Below are 18,583 nucleotides of genomic sequence, written 5' to 3' on the forward strand. Positions count from 1 at the left end.
GATATGGCAGCACCTGAGGCGAGTGCTGCCGCCCTCCCGGCCCGTTCGCCACCTGCGGACCGGGGCAGGATGGAGTGCATGGGCAGGGCGAACGAGCGGCGCACCGTACTGCGGATCGACGTCGGCGGTGGGTCGACCCGGCAGGTCCGTCGGATGGACACGATTTCCGGGGAGGAGCCGCTGGAGATCCGGGTCGGCCCCGCCGGCGCGGCGCGGCGTCCCCCGCTGGCCGTCACCATGCGTACGCCGGGAAACGACATCGACCTCGCGATCGGCTTCCTGCTGACCGAGGGTGTGATCGGGGCCGCCGAGGACGTGGTGACCGCCCAACTGTGCGCCGGCACCGACACACCGAACACGTACAACGTGGTCGACGTGACGCTCGCCGGGCACGTTCCGCCGCCGCAGACCGACCCGGCCCGCAACTTCTACACCACCAGCTCCTGCGGGGTGTGCGGCAAGGCGAGCATCGACGCCGTACGCACCCGGTCCCGGTTCGACGTGGCCGCCGACCAGGCGACGTTCAGCCCGCGGACCCTGGCCGGTTTGCCGGACCAGCTGCGCGCCGCCCAGCAGGGCTTCGACCGCACCGGTGGGCTGCACGCCGCCGGCCTGTTCACCGCCGACGGGCAGCTCCGGGTGGTACGCGAGGACGTCGGCCGGCACAACGCCGTCGACAAGCTGATCGGCTGGGCAGCCCGGGAGGACCTGCTGCCGCTGCGCGGTCATCTGCTGCTGGTCTCCGGGCGGGCCAGCTTCGAGCTCACCCAGAAGGCGTGGATGGCCGGCATCCCGGTGCTCGCGGCGATCTCCGCGCCGAGCAGTCTGGCGGTCGCCCTCGCCGAAGAAGCGGGGATGACCCTGGTCGGGTTCCTGCGCGGATCGACGATGAACGTCTACGCGGGCGCCGACCGCCTCACCGACTGAACCCGACGCTGGCGGTCGCCGTACGGCCCGCCGGACTCCGCATGCCCAATAAGTTCACGTCTGTCGCCGGTTCTCCTGGATCCAGCGCTCGACGTCCGACTTCAGCCACACCGAACCCATTGCGAGGACCGCGACCGGGTCGGGAAAACCCTTGCGTCGAGGGATGGATCTGGCTGACCTGATACGTCATCGACCGCCACGGCAACGCCGCCGACCGGCGGGAGATCTTCGTCCAACGCCACGGACTCTACCGACTACCCCGGCGCGCAGAAACCTGACCATCGACCCAATCGATCAAGGGAGAAGAATGATCACCGAGATGATCCGTGACTGGTGGCTGCGGCGGCTCGACTGGCGCTTCGGCCGGTCGACGGCCTCCCAGCGGCTGCACCACCTGCGCCGCGAGGTGCGGCGACAGCGGCAGACGACGTCGGCCCGCCACCGCCGACTCGACGGCAACCGGGGACACCACTGGTCCACCGAGGCGACCGAACTGGTCCCACCCTGCGCCCGCGGATGACCTACAACCAGCAACTCGGCTACCAGGTCCTCGCGCACGGCTCTACCTGACCGGCTCACGCGCCGATGTGAGGCTGAGATACCTATCGACCAAGGGATTAGGTATCTCAGCCTCGCATCGGCAAACAACGCCGGGGTGCCTTCCCCCGCCCTGTGATCCGCAGGAGGCCCGGCGGGATGCGGGCGCGGCGACGGACCGAGTGGGGCCGTCGGGCGATCCGACTCGGGCAAGCCGCCGGGCACCCGGCCGGAAGGCCGAAGTATCCACGTAAGGCATCTGATGACCCACTGCCACGCGTTGGCGAAGTGCACAGCCTGAGCAAGGCCGGCTGGGCGTAGGGCGACCGCGCGGACAAGGGCGCGACCTCGTGAAGTGCGCCGCGTATCCCCGCAAGATTCCAGCGGTGTCTATGCTCGGCCCTGAACAGCGCAGACAGCCTCGGATCGGAGACGGGGACATGCAGGTCGCCGAAGTCTTGGATGTGCTCGAAGCACTGTTCCAGGCCAGCAAGCACCCGGACATCACCGACGTCCGTCGGTACGGGCAGGACACCGAGCCCGGCGGCAATTCGCCAGCCGGGGTACGGGTCTACTACTCGACGGGATCGACCGGCATGCTGTGGGCGGCCGTCGGCAAGCCCGCGCCGGCACCGGCGTCGTTGCCGGCCGAGTTGCCCGCACCTCGCGAGCGGGCGCGTCGCACGCTCGCGTTCGCCGTACAACTGCTGGACTTCGCCCGCCCCGAAGAGTTCACCTCGTGGGAGCCGTGCGCCTTCACCGGGGTGCACATGTCCCCGGCCGGTGTGAAGATCACCTGCCGGGACGGCGGCGCCGTCTTCCTCCGGGCGACCGCCACCACCGGGCCGGGCGGCATCGCGGGTGAGCCGAACGAGGACCCGCACCCGGACTACCAGATTCCGGAAGGAGTCCGTTCATGGCGTCAGGAGGTAGGTGCTCGGTCTGCGGTCAGCAGGTGACCACCGCCCCCGGCCAGCCCGCACCGCTGCACCAGGGCCCGGGGAAGCCGGACCAGATGTGCCGAATCGGGGCGCCTACGTCCTGACACCGGCGCGACCGCGGAAGACCCCGGGGCGAGCCCGGGGTCTTCCGCGTCATGCCATGCCCGCGCGGAGCGGGTTCACGGGCGGCGTCGGCCAGCGGGGCGGGCCCGGTCGAGCCGCTCGCCGTCGGGTCGACGGCGCGCGCGGGTGTCCGACCGGCCCTTACGCCCGTTGCGGTCCGGCTTGGGCCACGGACCCAGCGCCGCCGGTGGGATGCCGCGGACCAGCACGTCGTCCATCAGTTTGGCCATCGAGTAGCCGGGTTCGACGTCGAGTGCCCGGTCGAGGGCGACCCGGGCCAGGGCTCCGTTGCCGGCCCGCCAGGCGGCGAAGGCCAGCAGGCTGGCCGGCCCGGCGGCGAGCTCCGGCTCGGCCCGGCGGGCGATGTCCTGCCAGAAGGTGACCTGCCACAGCTCGTCGGTGACCCGCTCCCAGGCGTAGTCGCGCACCTCCAGGTCGGTCAGCAGCAGACTGAGCCAGGCGATGTCCTCGTCGGTCGGGGCGATGCCCCGGCCCTGCCGTTCCAGCAGCATCCGTACCGTCTTCTCTCCGGCCCGGCGCAGGGTGCGGGCACCGAGCAGGTCGGCCGGCGGAGCGTGGTCGACCAGCGCGGAGCGGCGGGTCCGGGCGCGTTCGGTGGCGGCCCGCATCGCCGCCCGGGCCGGGCCGGTGACCGGTTCCACCTGGCGGCGCAGCGCGGCCCGGTCGGGCAGGGCGACCTGCCCGGCGACGGTGGCCGCGACCGCGACCGGGTTGATCTCAGCGTCAAAACGGTGGCCCTCCGGCGGGCAGCAGGTCGGATCGTCGCAGAAGGAGGACCAGTAGCGACCGTCGGCCACCCGCAGCGCGTCGAGCAGTACGGTGCCCTGTCTGCGCAGCGCGTCGGTGGTGTCCCGCAGGACCGGGTCGACGGTGTCGGCCGGACCGTAGCCAAGCACGACGGCGGCGCTGACCTGCTGACGATCGACGATAGAGGTCAGCTGGGCGGTTGCCGCCGCGCGGACGTCGGCCGGGACCGTGGCGTCGGGCAGGTCGGCGCGGGCGGCGATGACGACCGTGTGGTCGCGCATCCCGACCACCACCACGCTGTCGGCGGGGTGGAAGCCGATCAGGTAGGGCACGGCGGCGATCAGGTCGGCCGGCTCGCGGACGGTGAGCGCGGCGCCCTGGACCGTCCCGGCAGCCGGATCAGCAGCAGGGTCGGCGGCCGGGTCGGGAACGGAATCGGGGGTGGGTACCGGTTCGGTAGGTGTCATGCCGGAGACTGTCGCGCCGGACGGTGACCGGAAGTGGCCGTCCCGACCCGACCTGTGGACGACACGCCGGGTTATCCACAGGCACGCAGAGTAGTTTCCCTGGTGGCGGCGTTTCTGCTCACTACCGGTTGCGCCACCGAGCTGGACGGCGGGTGGCGCGGGTTACCGTGCCGCCATGGATCTGGCGTACCTGCGGGCCCACCCGGAGCACCTGCCGACCTTCCTCACCCATCAGCGGATCCGGGAGACGCCGGTCTCCGGCGGGTCGATCTGCGCGGCGAGCCGGCTCACCCTCGACGACGGCAACTCGGTGTTCGCCAAGTCCTGGCCGGAGCGGTCCGCCAGGCCGCTGCCGGACGGCCTGTTCGCCGCCGAGGCGGCCGGGTTGCGTTGGCTGGCCGCCGCCGGCGGGGCACCGGTGCCGGAGGTGCTGGTGGCGCTGCCGCAGCTGCTGGCCCTGGAGTGGGTCGAGCCGGGCGAGCCGGACGTGGCCGCTGCCGAGCGGTTCGGCCGGGAGCTGACAATCACACATCGGGCCGGCGCGGCCGGGTTCGGGGCGGACTGGCCGGGGTTCGTCGGCGCGCTGCCGCAGGACAACGAACTGGTGACCGACCGGCCCTGGTCGGCCTGGTTCGGACAGTGCAGGCTGCTGCCGTACCTGCGGATGTCGGTCGACAACGGCGCGCTCACCGCCGCCGAGACCGGCCTGGTCGAACAGGTGGTCGACAACATCGACGGGTACGGCGGCGACGAGCCGCCCGCTCGGATCCACGGCGACCTGTGGCCCGGCAACCTGCTCTGGGGCGCGGACGGGCGCTGCCGGCTGGTCGACCCGGCGGCGCACGGCGGGCACCGGGAAACCGACCTGGCGCAGCTGGCGCTGTTCGGCGGCGCCCCGCACCTGGACCGGATCCTCGACGCCTACCAGGAGCAGTGGCCGCTGGCCGACGGGTGGGCGGCCCGGGTGCCGGTGCACCAGCTGCACCTGCTGCTGGTGCACACCGCTCTGTTCGGGGCGGCCTACCGCTCGGCCGTCGCGGACGCGGCACGCGACGCGCTGCGATCCTGACGCACCGGCGCGCTACGGTCGGCGCATGGCATCGAGCGCACGGCCCGTCGACGGCCGGCTCACCGATCGGTACGGGCGGGTCGCCACCGACCTTCGGGTGTCCCTGACCGACCGGTGCAACCTGCGCTGCTCCTACTGCATGCCGCCGGAGGGTCTGCCCTGGCTGCCCGGCCCGGACATCCTGACCGACGACGAGGTGACCCGGCTGATCGGAGTCGCGGTGCGTCAGCTCGGGGTGACCGAGGTGCGGTTCACCGGCGGCGAGCCGCTGCTGCGCCCCGGGCTGACCGGGATCGTCGCCGCCGCGGCGGCGCTGCGGCCCCGGCCGGTGCTGTCGCTGACCACCAACGGGATCGGGCTGGACCGGTTGGCGCCCGGCCTGCAGGCCGCCGGCCTGGACCGGGTGAACGTGTCGTTGGACACCCTCGACCCGCAGCGGTTCGCCCAGTTGGCGCACCGCCGGCGGCTACCGGACGTGCTCGCCGGGCTGGCCGGCGCGGCGGCGGCCGGGCTGACCCCGGTCAAGATCAACGCGGTGCTGCTGCGCGGGGTCAACGACGACGAGGCCCCGGCGCTGCTGCGGTACGCCCTGAGCCACGGCTACGAACTGCGCTTCATCGAGCAGATGCCGCTGGACGCGCAGCAGTCCTGGGACCGCGACCGGATGGTCACCGCCGCCGAGATCCTCGACCGGCTGCGGGTCGAGTTCACCCTGCTGCCGGATCCCGCCGAACGGGGTGCCGCACCGGCCGAGACCTGGCTGGTGGCCGGCGCAGAGCGGTCGGACGGCAGCCCGGCCAAGGTCGGGGTGATCGGCACGGTGACCCGGCCGTTCTGCGGTGACTGCGACCGGACCCGGCTCACCGCCGACGGGCAGGTACGCGACTGTCTGTTCGCCCGAAAGGAGTCGGACCTGCGTGGCGCGTTGCGGTCCGGGGCCGACGACGACGAGTTGGCGCAGCGGTGGCGACGGGCGATGGCCGGGAAGTTGGCCGGGCACGGCATCGACGATCCGACGTTCCTGCAGCCGGCCCGCCCGATGTCAGCGATCGGCGGCTGACCGTGGGCGACCCGACACGGGATGAAGCCGAGCAATCGGTGACGGTGCGTTACTTCGCCGGGGCGCGGGCGGCGGCCGGGCGGACCGCCGAGTCCGTTCCGGCCGGGCTGGACCGGGCCGGGCTGGTGGCCGAGCTGACCGGTCGGCACGGCGACCGGCTGGGTCGGGTGCTGGCGGCGGCGAGTTTCCTGGTCGACGGCGTCGTCTGGCATGATCGTCACACACTGTTGCCGGCCGGTGCCACGGTCGACGTGCTGCCACCGTTCGCCGGCGGCTGAGGAGGGCCGCGTCCGTGCTCGCCGTACTCGGGTTCGTTGCAACGCTGACCCTGATCACCGGCCTGATCCACTGCTACCTCTGGTGGCGGCTGGTCCGGGACACCACCCGGCCGGGGCGGTGGCGACGGGCCGGCACGCTGCTGGCCGTCGGGTTGGCGGTCCTGGTGCCGGTGACCATGGTGAGCACCCGGTCCGCCGGGATGTCCTGGCTGGCCTGGCCCGGCTACGTCTGGCTGGCGGTGATGTTCTACCTGCTGGTCGTCCTGCTGGTGCTGGAGCCGCCGATGCTGGTGGCCCGGCTGGCCGGCCGGGCCCGCAGCCGTCAGCCGAGCAGAGTGGCCACGGTGCCGGTGACCGTACCGGCCGAGACGTCCGCCCCACCGCCGGCCGAGCTGCCCGGCGGCCGGCCGGCCGACGATTCGGTGCCGGACCCCGGCCGGCGACTGCTGCTCGCCCGCGGTGCCGCGATCTTCGCCGGGCTGGCCGCGACCGGCGTCACCGGCTACGGCATCCGGACGGCGCTCGGCCCGCCCCGGCTGGACCGGGTGCAGGTGCCGATCGCCCGGCTGCCCCGGGCCATGGACGGTTTACGCATCGCCACTGTCTCGGACATCCACATCGGTCCGCTGACCGGGCCGGGGCACACCGCCCGGATCGTCGAGCTGATCAACAGCCTGGACGCCGATCTGGTCGCGGTCGTCGGCGACCTGGTCGACGGCACCGTCACCGAGCTCGGCGGCACCGCCGCCCCGCTGGCCGACCTGCGTGCCCGCTACGGCAGCTTCTTCGTCACCGGCAACCACGAGTACTACTCCGGCGCCGAGGAATGGGTCGCCGAGGTGGACCGGCTCGGCCTCCGGGTGCTGGTCAACGAACGCCGGGAGATCGTCACCCCGGGCGGGGTGCTCGACCTGGCCGGGGTGAACGATCCGACCGCGGAGACCGCGCGGCCGGCCGGGCAGATTGCCGAGGGGTCCGGGCCGCTGGCCGGCCCGGACTACGACCGGGCGCTCGGCGACCGGGACCCGGACCGTCCGGTGGTGCTGCTCGCCCACCAGCCGGTGCAGGCCCACGAAGCCGCCCGCTACGGCGTCGACCTGCAACTGTCCGGGCACACCCACGGCGGTCAGATCGCCCCGTTCAACCTGGCGGTACGGCTGGTGCAACCGGTCGTCTCCGGCCTCGCCACGGTCGACGGCACCCAGGTCTACGTCACCAACGGCGCCGGGTTCTGGGGTCCGCCGGTGCGGGTCGGCGCGCCGCCACAGGTCTCCCTGGTCGAGCTGCGCAGCGAATAGGAGCGCAACGGGTCAGCCGGCGGCGAGTGAGAGTCACGTCTCGCGGGTTTCCGCGCGTGGCGACACGCCGGGCGGCCCGGTCACGTGACAGGATGCGGCGTGCCCCCGTACCGCGCCGTGCCCTCTCCCGGCTCCGCCACGGGACCCGGGCCCTTCATCGCCGACCTGCACATCCACTCCCGGTACTCGCGTGCCTGCAGCCGGGACCTGAACATGTCGAACCTGGCCTGGTGGGCCCGGCGCAAGGGCGTCAGCCTGCTCGGTACCGGAGACTTCACCCATCCGGCGTGGTTCGAGCATCTGCGTGAGTCGCTGCGCCCGGCCGAGCCGGGCCTGTACCGGCTCAGCCCGGAGGCCGAACGGGACGTCGCCCGCCGGCTGCCGCCCCGGCTGGCCAGCGCGGCCGAGACCAACCCGGTGCGGTACATGCTGAGCGTCGAGATCTCGACGATCTACAAGCGTGGGGACCGGACCCGTAAGGTGCACCATCTGATCTACCTGCCGGATCTGGACGCGGTGGCCCGGTTCAACACGGCGCTGGGCCGGATCGGCAACCTCGGCTCCGACGGCCGGCCGATCCTCGGGCTGGACTCCCGCGACCTGCTGGAAATCACCCTGGAGGCGAGCGCGGACGGCTATCTGGTGCCGGCGCACATCTGGACGCCGTGGTTCTCCGCGCTCGGCTCCAAGTCCGGCTTCGACGCGATCGCCGACTGCTACGCCGACCTGGCCGGGCACATCTTCGCCGTCGAGACCGGGCTGTCGTCGGATCCGGCGATGAACTGGCGGGTGTCCAGCCTCGACGGCTACCAACTGGTGTCGAACTCCGACGCGCATTCGCCGCCGGCGCTGGCCCGGGAGGCCACTGTGCTGGACAGCGCGCTGGACTACTACGCGGTACGTGAGGCGCTGCGCACCGGCGACGGGCTGGTCGGCACCATCGAGTTCTTCCCCGAGGAGGGCAAGTACCACGCCGACGGGCACCGCAACTGCGGCGTCAACTGGGCTCCGGAGCAGACCCGGCAGGCCGCCGGTCGCTGCCCGCAGTGCGGAAAACCGCTCACCGTCGGGGTGCTCAGCCGGGTCGAGGATCTCGCCGACCGGCCCGACGGGCACCGGCCGGCCAACGCCAAGCAGGTCACCCACCTGGTGGCGCTGCCGGAAATCGTCGGCGAGATCAACCAGGTTGGTGCCCGGTCGAAGACCGTCGAGGGCCAGGTGGTCAACCTGGTCGCCGTGCTCGGCCCCGAACTGGACATCCTGACCAAGGTGCCGGTGGACGACATCCGGCGGGCCGGCGGCGAACTGCTCGGTGAGGCGATCGCCCGGCTGCGTCGCGGCGAAGTCCGCCGGGTGCCGGGCTACGACGGCGAGTACGGGGTGATTACCCTGTTCGCGCCCGGTGAGCTGGCCACCGGTGGTGGTGCCGGTCAGCCGGAGGCGCTGTTCGACGTACCCGTGCCGGCGCAGCGCCCGGCCGACGGGCCGATGGCCGCCGACGAACCGGCACCAACCGGTGCCCGACGCGGCGGACAGTCCAGGGCCGGGGCCGGCCGGTCCAAGGCCGGGGCCGGCCGGTCCGGTTCCGGTGGGCGGCCGACGCGGCCGGGCCGGGCCGGGCGGTCCGGGCAGGAGCCGGCGGCACCGCCGATCCCGCCGCCACCGACGCCGTCGCCGCACGAGCCGTTCGAGCCGATGCTGGCCGGCATGGAGGAGGTCGGCACCGGGCTGCTGGACCGACTCGACGCGATGCAGCGGGTCGCCGCGTCCGCGCCGGGCGGGCCGCTGCTGATCGTCGCCGGGCCGGGTACCGGCAAGACCCGGACGCTGACCCACCGGATCGCGTACCTGTGCGCCGAGCTGAACGTCTTCCCGGAGCGCTGCCTGGCGATCACCTTCACCCGCCGGGCCGCCGAGGAGCTTCGCCACCGGCTCGACGGACTACTCGGCCCGGTTGCCGAGGACGTCACCGTGGCCACCTTCCACTCGCTGGGGTTGACGATCCTGCGGGAGAACCCGAAGGCGGCCGGGTTGCCGGCGACGTTGCGCATCGCCGACGACACCGAGCGGGAGCGGGCCCGCGCCGAGGCCGGCGAGGACGATGCCACGTACGTAAAGCTGCTGCGCGCGGCCGGCCTGGTCGATCTGGACGAGCTGGTCACCCTGCCGCTGCGGCTGCTGCGCGAGGACCAGAAGCTGGTGGCCCGCTACCGGGACCGCTGGCGGTGGATCTTCGTCGACGAGTACCAGGACGTCGACGCCGACCAGTACGAGCTGCTGCGGCTACTCAGCCCGGCGGACGGCAACCTGTGCGCGATCGGCGACCCCGACCAGGCAATCTACTCGTTCCGGGGGGCAGACGTCCGCTACTTCCTGCGCTTCTCCGAGGACTTCGTCGACGCCCGGCTGGTCCGGCTGGCCCGCAACTACCGGTCAGCGGCCCCGATCCTGGCCGCCGCGGTGCAGGCCATCGCGCCCAGTTCGCTGGTCCGCGGCCGGCGGCTGGAGCCGGCCCGGCTGGATCCGCAGGCGCCGTTGATCGGGCTCTACCCGGCTGGCACGGCCGCCGACGAGGCGACGTTCGTGGTGCGTACGGTCGACGAACTGGTCGGCGGGATCTCGCACCGCTCGTTGGATTCCGGGCGGATCGACGGGCACACGTCGTCGGTGTCGTTCTCCGACATCGCCGTGCTGTACCGCACCGACGCGCAGTCCGGCCCGATCGTGGACGCACTGACCCGGGCCGGTGTCCCGGTGCAGAAGCGGTCGCACAACCGGCTGCGGGACCGGCCGGGGGTGACGGCGATCGCCCGCGAGCTACGGCACGCCGGTGGTGGGCTGGACGGTTCGCTGGCCGCCCGGGTCCGGCTCGCTGGGCAGGTGCTGGCCGACCGGCTCACCACGCCGACGCTGGACGTGCCGGCCGGTCCGCAGCTGTCGCCGGCGGACATCTGGTCCGCGGCGGAGCTGCTCACCCCGCTGGCCCGCCGCTGCGGCGACGACCTGCCGATGCTGCTGTCCCAGTTGGAGACCGGCGCCGAGGTGGACGCGCTGGACCCACGGGCCGAAGCGGTGACCCTGCTCACCCTGCACGCGGCGAAGGGCCTGGAGTTTCCGGTGGTCTTCCTGGTCGGCTGTGAGGACGGCCTGCTACCGCTGCGCTTCCCCGGTACTACGCCGACCGACGACGACGTCGCCGAGGAGCGGCGGCTGTTCTTCGTCGGCCTGACCCGGGCCCAGGACCGGCTCTACCTCTCGCACGCCCGCCGCCGGGTCCGGCACGGCAGCGAGCGGGAGACCCGGCCGACGCCGTTCCTGGACGCGATCGACGCGGGGCTGTTCGACCGGCTCGGCGACGAAGGACCGCGCCGTCCCAAGGACCGCCAGCTGCGCCTGCTGTAGGGGCTGGTCGGACCGCCGCCGGCCCGGTCACTCGCAACTGCCGGACCTGGTGCGTCGTCCGGCCATCCGGTGGTTGGCCGGCGGTTGGCGCGCTTCGGGGAGGTGAGCTGCTGGGGTGCTCACGCTACGGTGACGTTTGTCATCGCCGACCCGAGCGGACAGCCGGGGCCGGAACCGCCGCGCAGGAGGACAGGAAATGTCGCAATACGGACCGCCCGGCGGGCCGTACCCGGGTGAGCAGCCAGACCGGTGGCCCGAGCATCGGCAGCCGTCGGAGCCGTACCGGGAGCCGTCCGATCCCTGGGGCGGGCCGCCCGGTCCCTGGGGTGACGCGCCTACCGAGGCACCGGGCCAGCAGTGGCCCGGCGGTGCGCAGCCGGACTGGTCGACCGGGCAGCCTCCGCCCGCCGGTCCCGACTGGCAGGGGTACGGGCAGCACACATCGGCCGGCGACCAGAACTGGCAGTCGCCGAACCAACCGGCCCAGGGCTGGACCGGGGCCGACGATCAGGCGTGGCAGCAGCCGGGCGGGGGCCAGGCGTGGCAGCAGCCGGGCGGGGGCCAGCAGCCGTACTCCGACGGCAGCCAGCAGCACCCGGCCGCCACACCAGCGTGGGAGCCGGCGGCGGAGCCACGCCGGTCCGGGCGCGGTGGGCTGAGCGGCGGGCTACTCGCCGTGTTGATCGGTCTGACGGTGCTGCTCTGCGGGGGCGGCGCGGCCGGCATCTACGTTCTGACCCGCGACGAGACGCCGGACACCGGGGTGGAGTTGACGGCACCGACTACCGAGCCGGACGAGGCGCCGTCCACGGCCCCGTCGGAGCAGCCCGAGCCGACGGCCGAGATCGACCAGCCGAGCCCCACTCCGACGCCGACCTCGTCAAACGACGCCCGGTTCGTCGATGTAGGGCAGTGTGTCCGCAACGAGGCCGAGGCGGAGGAGGAGACGCCGGTCCTGACGATCACGGATTGTGACTCCGGCGCGTACGAAGTACTCGCCCGCTTCGATGGTGTGACCGACGGCGAAGAGGACGCCAAGACGAAGTGCGCGGACGTCGAGGGCTACACCAACTGGTATTTCTTCAACAGTCAGCTCGACGCCCTGGATTTCGTGCTCTGTCTCAGGCAGCGGTGAACTGACCGGTGAGGCTGCCGCTGGATGGCAGCCGTTGGTTACCGTTCCGGTAGCACAGTTGATCCGCTGGACCCCTGCCCGGCGGGTGAGGTTCGTGCCAGGCGGGCAGCGTTCCGCCTGATCCAGCGACGACGCTAGGGAGATCATGTCCAGCTACGGTCCGCCGGGCTACCCCGGTCCGGGACAGCCCGACGACCCCGCCGGTCAGTCCGGTTACCCGCCTCCGGGCTCCGCTTACCCGCCTCCGGGCTCCGCTTACCCGCCTCCGGGTTCCGGTGCCCCTGATCCGACCACGCCCTACTCCTCGCCGTACCAGCCCGGCGGCTACCCACCGCCGACTTCCGGTGGCGGCGCCTACCCACCACCGCCGACCTCGGGTGGCGGTGGCTACCCGCCACCGCCCGGATCGGGTGGTGGCTTCCCACCGCCACCGCCGCCGGGTTGGGGTCCGCCGCCCGGGGTGCCCGGTGCCCCACCGCCGAAGAAGTCACGCACCGGGCTCATCATCGGGCTGGTGATCGGCGCGGTGGTGTTGCTGCTGCTGCTCTGCGGCTGCGGTGTGATCGGGTTGTTCGCGTTGGCCGACAGCGGCACCTCGACCGCCAGCGAGGAATTGCCGACGGTCGACGTTTCGACCGGCACGCCCGACGATCAGCAGGGCGAGGACTCCAGTTCGCTGCCGCCGCCCGACAGCGGTCTCGACCTGGTCGTGGTCGGCGACTGTGTGGTCAACGACGGTTCCGACGAGGACGCGGTGCTGCGCAAGGTTGCCTGCGATCCGGGCACCTTCGAGGTGCTGGCCCGCATTCCGCTGACCACCGACACGGAACGCTGTGACGATCCGATTTTCGGCCACCCGGACACCGACACCACCTACACGCACGACACCGGTGAGCAGCTGCTCAACTACGTGCTCTGCATGAAGGAGCTCTGACCGGGAACCGCTATCGACCGATGACTAGGGCTCTCTAGCTGTCACGCTAGAGAGCCCTAGTCATTGCTCGACGGTCCGACAGGGGCTCGGCGGGCAGCTCGGCCGAGGTGTCGGCGGACGTCGGCCGACACGATCGGGACCTATACCCGGTTCTAGCCCAAACGCTAGACGGCCCGATACGGTGCCAGCCATGGATCCGATCCGGAATCCGTACGCCCCCGGCGCCGGCCAACGTCCGCCCGAGCTGGCCGGCCGCGGCCGCGAGCTGGACGTCTTCGACGTGATCCTGGAACGCATCGCCCGGGGCCGCCCGGAGCGCAGCCTGATGCTCACCGGCCTGCGCGGGGTGGGCAAGACCGTCCTGCTCAACGCGCTCCGGTCGCAGGCCATCGCGCGGCTCTGGGGCACCGGCAAGATCGAGGCCCGGCCGGACCAGTCGCTGCGCCGCCCGGTTGCCGCCGCACTACACATGGCGGTACGCGAGCTCGCGCCCCGGCACCGGGCACCCGAGCGGATCGACGACTTTCTCGGCGTACTGAAGGCCTTCGCGATGCGTGCGAACCCGCCGGCCGCCGGCGGACGTGGCAACGCCCGGCCTCGGCTGCGCGACCGCTGGCAGCCGGGCATCGACGTGCCGGCGGCGACCGGGCGGGCCGACTCCGGCGACATCGAGATCGACCTCGTGGAGCTGTTCACCGACGCCGCCGCGGTGGCCACCGACGTCGGCACCGGGATCGCGCTGTTCATCGACGAGATGCAGGACGTCGACGCGACCGACGTCTCCGCGCTCTGTGCGGCCTGTCACGAGTTGTCGCAGCTCGGCGGGCCGCTGATCGTCGTCGGAGCCGGGCTGCCGCACCTGCCTGCGGTGCTCTCCGCCGCCAAGTCCTACTCCGAACGGCTGTTCCGCTACCAGCGGATCGACCGGTTGGACCGGGTCGCCGCCGACCAGGCGCTCACCGCGCCGGCCGCCCGCGAGCAGGTCGAGTACGAGGCGAAGGCGCTCGACCTGCTCTACGACAAGTCCGGCGGATACCCGTACTTCGTACAGGCCTACGGCAAGGCCACCTGGGACCATGCTCCGCGCTCGCCGATCACCGCCGCCGACGTGCGGGTTGCCGCGCCGGAGGCGGAAGCGGAACTCGCGGTCGGGTTCTTCGGGTCCCGGTTCGAACGGGCCACCCCGGCGGAGCGCGAGTACATGCGGGCGATGGCCGTGCTCGCCTCGGCGACCCCGGGGGACGGCCCGGCACCGGCCGTCGAGGGATACCACGACGAAACGAGCGATGGACCACTGGACCCGGCGGCGACGGCGGACATCGACCCGGCGGTGCCGACCGCCGAGATCGCCCGATCCCTCGGCCGGAAACCGGCCAGCTTGTCCCCGGCCCGGGATGCCCTGATCAAAAAGGGGCTGATCTACTCAGGCGAGCGCGGCACGGTCGCGTTCACCGTGCCGCACTTCGGCCGGTACCTGCGCACCCAACCCGGTTGACCACGCCCGGTGCGGCCCGGCAACCTTGCCGCGATGCGACAGCTCACCGGTTCGCCGGGTAACAGACCGCCCGACCGGGTATGACAGGGAGCATGAGACCCGTACGCACCACTGCCCGCGCTCTGCTCAGCGGCATCTTCATCGTCAGCGGCGCCCGTGCGGTGGCCAGCCCCGCGCAGTACGCCGACCGGGCGAAGACGGTCACCGACCGGGTCGCTCCGATGATCGAACGGGCCACGCCCCGACTGCCGACCGACACCGAGAGTCTGGTCCGGCTGCACGGTGCCACCCAGCTCGCCGGTGGCCTGCTGTTAGCGACCGGTCGGCTGACCCGGCCAGCCGCAGCGGTGCTGGCGGCCTCGCTGGTGCCCACCACGGTGGCCGGTCATCCATTCTGGTCGGCGACGGAACCGACCGAACGACAACTCCATCAGGTGCACTTTTTCAAGAATCTGGGCCTTTTGGGCGGGCTGCTGCTCGCTGCTGCGGATACTGAGGGTCGGCCGGGTCTACGCTGGCGGACCAGCCGGGCCGTCCGGCAGAGCCAGCGCTCGGTGCGGCGGAGCCGACGGTCGGTGCGGCGTGCGGTGCACTCGGCGCGGCGGGACGCCCGGATCGCGGTCCGGTCCGCCGCCACCGCCCGGCGACTGCCCGGCTGATCTGTAGATCCGGCCGAACGGCGACCCGAACGATGGACGGTAGATATCGGACTTCAGTGTGCAGTGGGCACCGAAGACCACGAAAGAGATAGAAGACAGCACACAGCGTTAACGTGGTGGAAATGTCGCGAACTAGTGTGGGATCGGACACGGTAGGGTAACGCGCCCGCCGCCGGACGCCGCTGCGTTCTAGGCTCGGACGGGCACTGAGCAGACTCTGCATTCAACGACCGGGGGTGGGTAGATCATGGTGGCGGACGTCCGATCCCGGGTCCGTCGTCTCGCCCCACTGGGTCGACGTCGTCCGGCGCCGCTGAGCCGCCTGGTTCGCGACGTCGAGCGCGGCACGCTCGTGCGCCTCGGCCTCGTCGCGCTGGCCTGCTACGCCGCCTGGTACGCGATCGGCATGTTCGGCCGGCCGTACAACTTTTTCGACATGCGCATCTACCACGGCGCGATCACGTGGTGGGCCAACGGCGGCGACCTGTACGCATTCATCGCACCGGAAACCACCCTGGGCTTCACCTATCCACCATTCGCCGGCCTCACCATGCTGCCGATGGCGGTGGTTCCGATGATCACCGCCGGCTGGCTCAACGTCGCATTCGGTATCGCCGCCCTCACCGTCGTGCTGGCGGTGCTACTCGGCCCGATCGCCGACCGCTGCGGCTGGCCGCGCTGGTTCACCGTCGGTCTCGCGGTGCCCCTCGCCGTGGCCATCGAACCGTCCCGGGAAACCCTCGGTTACGGGCAGGTCAATCTGCTACTGTTCGGCCTGATCATCGCCGACCTGGTCGCGTTGCGCTGGCGTGCCGCGCCCACGCCGCACCGGCTGGGCACCGGCGGCCCACTGCGCCGAATCTTCTTCAGCGGCATCTGGGCCGGCGTCGGCATCGGCTTGGCCAGCTCGATCAAGCTGACTCCCGCCCTGTTCATCGTCTACCTGCTGATCACCAAGCAGTGGCGGGCGGCCACCACCGCGATCGGCACCGCCGCCGCGGTCACCGTCGGCGCGATGATCGTCGCCGCCGACGAGTCGGCCGCCTACTTCACCTCGGTGCTGTGGGACACCGGCCGGGTCGGGGTGTCGGACATGACCCCGAACCAGTCGCTGGCCGGCCTGCTGGCCCGGCTCTACGACTCGATGGAGACCCCCGGCCTGCTCTGGATCTCGTTCGCCCTGCTGCTGCTGGCGCTTGGGCTGTCCCGGGCCGCGCACGCCCACGCGGACGGCGACGAGTTGACCGCATTCACCCTGATCGGCCTCACCGCCAACGTGATCAGCCCGATCAGCTGGTCGCACCACCTGGTCTTCGTGATCCCGGCGATCATCGTGCTGGCCGACGCGGCGCTGCGGCGACGCAGCGCCAGCAAGGGGCTGATCTCGCGGCGCACCTACCCGCCCACTGGTGCCGGCATCAGCGGCGTGGCCGGGCTACGGACCCCGATCTGGTTCCCCGCCCTCACCGGGATGCGGCACGCCACCGCTGCCATCGCGCTCTACCTGCTCTTCCTGGTGTCGCCGATCTGGCCGTACGAGCACCAGTTGCCGCAGGTCTCGCACTACCATGACGGCCTGTTCGGCGTACTGATGGAGAACTCACTCGCCCTGGCGCTGATCGCGCTCGTCGCGGCGCTGCCCTGGCGGCCCGGAGCCGAGCCGGCGTTCTACACCGACCCGCGACCGCAGATCCGGCACCGCCAGCCGGCTGCTCCGACCGGCACCGGGCAGCCCGACGCCCGAACCTCCGGTCAGGTCAGGGGCAGTTGACCCACTCCTCGGTGCCGTCGGCGAAAATCTGCCGCTTCCAGATCGGCAGCCGGGCCTTCGCCTCGTCGACGAGGCGGGCGCAGGCGGCGAAGGCCGCCGCCCGGTGCGCGGTGCTGACCGCCGCCACCAGGGCCACCTCACCGATGGCAAGCGGCCCCAGCCGGTGCGACACGGCGACGGCGTGCACCGCCGGATCGGCGGCCACCTCGTCGGCGACCTCCCGCAGCACGTCCTCGGCGCTGGGATGGCCCTCGTACTCCAGGCTGAGCACCGACCGGCCGTGGTCGTGGTCGCGGACCACGCCCTGAAAGGACAGCACCGCGCCGGCCCGTGGGTCGGCGACCGCCGCCTCGTGGGCGGCCAGGTCGAGCGGTTGCGAGGTCACTGACACCAGAACGACAGGTCGGGTGGTCGGGACGGTCACGGCAGACGCTCCCCGGGAAGCAGTGGCAACGGTACGACGGGCACCTCGTCGTCGGGGCGGCCGTCGCCGCCCGGCGGGATCACGGCGAAGCCGGCGGCGGCGGCCAGCCCGCGCAGCATCGCCGACCCGACGTGCCGCAGCGGGTACGCGGCACGGTTCACCGAATCGATCCGCACCAGGGCGAGGTGGGTGAAATCACCACGGCCCGGCACCTCCGCCCCCAGCCGGTGCCGGGGCAGGGTCGGCAGCGGCCTGCCCTGCAACCCGGCGAGCAGCGGCGCGACCAGTGACACCAGGGCGACGATCGCGGACTGCGGGTTGCCGGGCAGCCCGGCGACGAACCGGTCCCGCCCGTCGGCACCGGTCACCCGGGCGACCAGCATCGGGAACCCGGGTCGGACCGCGACCGTGTTGACCACGTACTCGGCACCGAGCTCGGCCAGCGCCGGATGCAGGTGGTCCACCGGACCGTGCATGGTGCCGCCCGTGGTGCAGACCAGATCGGCGCCGGCCAGCGCCGACCGCAGCCCGTCGACGTGTGCGGCGAGGGTGTCGGCGACCGGCCCGGTCACCTCCTCGGCAGGCAGTTCGCAGCCGTACCGGCGCAGCCACCCGGGCACCGCCGGGCCGAGCGCGTCGCGCACCCGACCGGCGCCGGGTGGCCCGGTGTTCAGCAGTTCGTCGCCGAAGACCAGCAGGCCGGCCCGGATCCGCTGATACACCGGCAGGTCGTCGTAGCCGCAGGAGGCGGCGAGACCGATCACCCCGGGGTCGACCGGCGTACCGGCCGCCAGCAGTTCCTCGCCAGCCGACGCCTCCTCGCCGGGCGAGCGCCACTCCGGCTGCGGCCGCGGCTCGCCGCGTACCAGCCCGGTGTCGTCTCGCGTCGACTCCTCGACCCGCAGCACACTGGTGGCCCCGGCGGGGACCATCGCGCCGGTGGCGATCTGCACCGCGGTGCCGTCGTCGGACAACTCCGGCGGCACTCCGCCGGCCAGCACCCGGCCCACCACCCGCCACGGGGCACCGCCGCGCACCGCCCAGCCGTCGACACTGGCGGTACGGAAGGCCGGCAGGTCGGTCAGGGCGGTCAGCGGCGCGGCGAGGGTGGTCCCGTCGGCCTGCGGCAACGGCAGCCGGACCGGCGGGCGGCGCGCGGCCCGGCCGGCGGCGTGCACCAGGGCGCGGGCCTGCCCCCAGTCGACGGGTGGGTGCCCGGCGGCCGGGGCGGCCCTGCCGGTCGTCGGTTCGGCGCTCACCGACCGAGCCTATCCGCCGGCCAGGTGTGCGGCCGG

16 protein-coding genes are annotated in these 18,583 nt (G+C 72.6%); 13 read left to right on the forward strand and 3 right to left on the reverse strand.

Features of this window, described 5'->3' with window-relative positions; genetic code table 11:
* Positions 1 to 78 precede the first annotated feature (78 nt).
* The 3 genes from fdhD (at position 79) to ACFHW1_RS03575 (ending at position 2,423) form a co-directional block, all read left to right on the forward strand.
* Entirely contained in the window at positions 79 to 927 is an 849-nt protein-coding gene (gene fdhD / locus ACFHW1_RS03565; RefSeq protein ID WP_416550841.1) for a formate dehydrogenase accessory sulfurtransferase FdhD, read from the forward strand.
* A 307-nt stretch (positions 928 to 1,234) separates the two neighbouring features.
* On the forward strand, positions 1,235 to 1,447 hold the full coding sequence (locus ACFHW1_RS03570) for a hypothetical protein (RefSeq protein ID WP_416550842.1): 213 nt from the start codon (positions 1,235 to 1,237) through the stop codon (positions 1,445 to 1,447).
* A 457-nt stretch (positions 1,448 to 1,904) separates the two neighbouring features.
* Entirely contained in the window at positions 1,905 to 2,423 is a 519-nt protein-coding gene (locus tag ACFHW1_RS03575; protein WP_416550843.1) for a hypothetical protein, read from the forward strand.
* A gap of 161 nt (positions 2,424 to 2,584) precedes the next feature.
* Here ACFHW1_RS03575 and ACFHW1_RS03580 read toward each other — a convergent pair whose 3' ends face one another.
* Complete coding sequence (locus ACFHW1_RS03580) at positions 2,585 to 3,763, reverse strand: DUF4192 domain-containing protein (RefSeq protein WP_416550844.1); 1,179 nt, start codon at positions 3,761 to 3,763, stop codon at positions 2,585 to 2,587.
* Positions 3,764 to 3,938: 175 nt separating this feature from the next.
* Between ACFHW1_RS03580 and ACFHW1_RS03585 the strand changes: the two genes are divergently transcribed.
* The 10 genes from ACFHW1_RS03585 (at position 3,939) to ACFHW1_RS03630 (ending at position 16,864) form a co-directional block, all read left to right on the forward strand.
* Positions 3,939 to 4,832 (forward strand): fructosamine kinase family protein, encoded by an 894-nt coding sequence (locus tag ACFHW1_RS03585; protein ID WP_416550845.1) that lies wholly within the window; start codon positions 3,939 to 3,941, stop codon positions 4,830 to 4,832.
* 25 nt (positions 4,833 to 4,857) lie between these two features.
* Positions 4,858 to 5,892 (forward strand): GTP 3',8-cyclase MoaA, encoded by a 1,035-nt coding sequence (gene moaA / locus ACFHW1_RS03590; protein WP_416550846.1) that lies wholly within the window; start codon positions 4,858 to 4,860, stop codon positions 5,890 to 5,892.
* Entirely contained in the window at positions 5,889 to 6,170 is a 282-nt protein-coding gene (locus ACFHW1_RS03595; RefSeq protein WP_416551094.1) for a MoaD/ThiS family protein, read from the forward strand. Before moaA ends, ACFHW1_RS03595 begins: the two co-directional genes overlap by 4 nt.
* A gap of 14 nt (positions 6,171 to 6,184) precedes the next feature.
* Complete coding sequence (locus tag ACFHW1_RS03600; RefSeq protein WP_416550847.1) at positions 6,185 to 7,468, forward strand: metallophosphoesterase; 1,284 nt, start codon at positions 6,185 to 6,187, stop codon at positions 7,466 to 7,468.
* A 99-nt stretch (positions 7,469 to 7,567) separates the two neighbouring features.
* Entirely contained in the window at positions 7,568 to 10,870 is a 3,303-nt protein-coding gene (locus ACFHW1_RS03605) for a UvrD-helicase domain-containing protein (RefSeq protein ID WP_416550848.1), read from the forward strand.
* A 196-nt stretch (positions 10,871 to 11,066) separates the two neighbouring features.
* Complete coding sequence (locus ACFHW1_RS03610; protein WP_416550849.1) at positions 11,067 to 12,005, forward strand: LppU/SCO3897 family protein; 939 nt, start codon at positions 11,067 to 11,069, stop codon at positions 12,003 to 12,005.
* A 145-nt stretch (positions 12,006 to 12,150) separates the two neighbouring features.
* Positions 12,151 to 12,939 carry an LppU/SCO3897 family protein gene (locus ACFHW1_RS03615; RefSeq protein WP_416550850.1) on the forward strand — a complete coding sequence of 263 codons (789 nt, stop codon included), beginning with the start codon at positions 12,151 to 12,153 and terminating at the stop codon, positions 12,937 to 12,939.
* A gap of 190 nt (positions 12,940 to 13,129) precedes the next feature.
* Complete coding sequence (locus tag ACFHW1_RS03620) at positions 13,130 to 14,434, forward strand: ATP-binding protein (RefSeq protein ID WP_416550851.1); 1,305 nt, start codon at positions 13,130 to 13,132, stop codon at positions 14,432 to 14,434.
* A gap of 92 nt (positions 14,435 to 14,526) precedes the next feature.
* On the forward strand, positions 14,527 to 15,093 hold the full coding sequence (locus ACFHW1_RS03625) for a DoxX family membrane protein (RefSeq protein ID WP_416550852.1): 567 nt from the start codon (positions 14,527 to 14,529) through the stop codon (positions 15,091 to 15,093).
* Between the two features lie 247 nt (positions 15,094 to 15,340).
* Entirely contained in the window at positions 15,341 to 16,864 is a 1,524-nt protein-coding gene (locus ACFHW1_RS03630) for a glycosyltransferase 87 family protein (protein WP_416550853.1), read from the forward strand.
* Here the strand turns inward: ACFHW1_RS03630 and ACFHW1_RS03635 are convergent.
* Positions 16,851 to 17,258, reverse strand: a complete 408-nt coding sequence (locus ACFHW1_RS03635; protein ID WP_416551095.1) for a molybdenum cofactor biosynthesis protein MoaE — start codon at positions 17,256 to 17,258, stop codon at positions 16,851 to 16,853. The genes ACFHW1_RS03630 and ACFHW1_RS03635 overlap by 14 nt on opposite strands.
* A gap of 26 nt (positions 17,259 to 17,284) precedes the next feature.
* Positions 17,285 to 18,547 carry a molybdopterin molybdotransferase MoeA gene (locus ACFHW1_RS03640; protein ID WP_416550854.1) on the reverse strand — a complete coding sequence of 421 codons (1,263 nt, stop codon included), beginning with the start codon at positions 18,545 to 18,547 and terminating at the stop codon, positions 17,285 to 17,287.
* Positions 18,548 to 18,583: the final 36 nt, after the last annotated feature.

The sequence above is a fragment of the Micromonospora sp. LOL_014 genome (genome assembly GCF_048060245.1).
Classification (GTDB): Bacteria; Actinomycetota; Actinomycetes; order Mycobacteriales; family Micromonosporaceae; genus Micromonospora_E.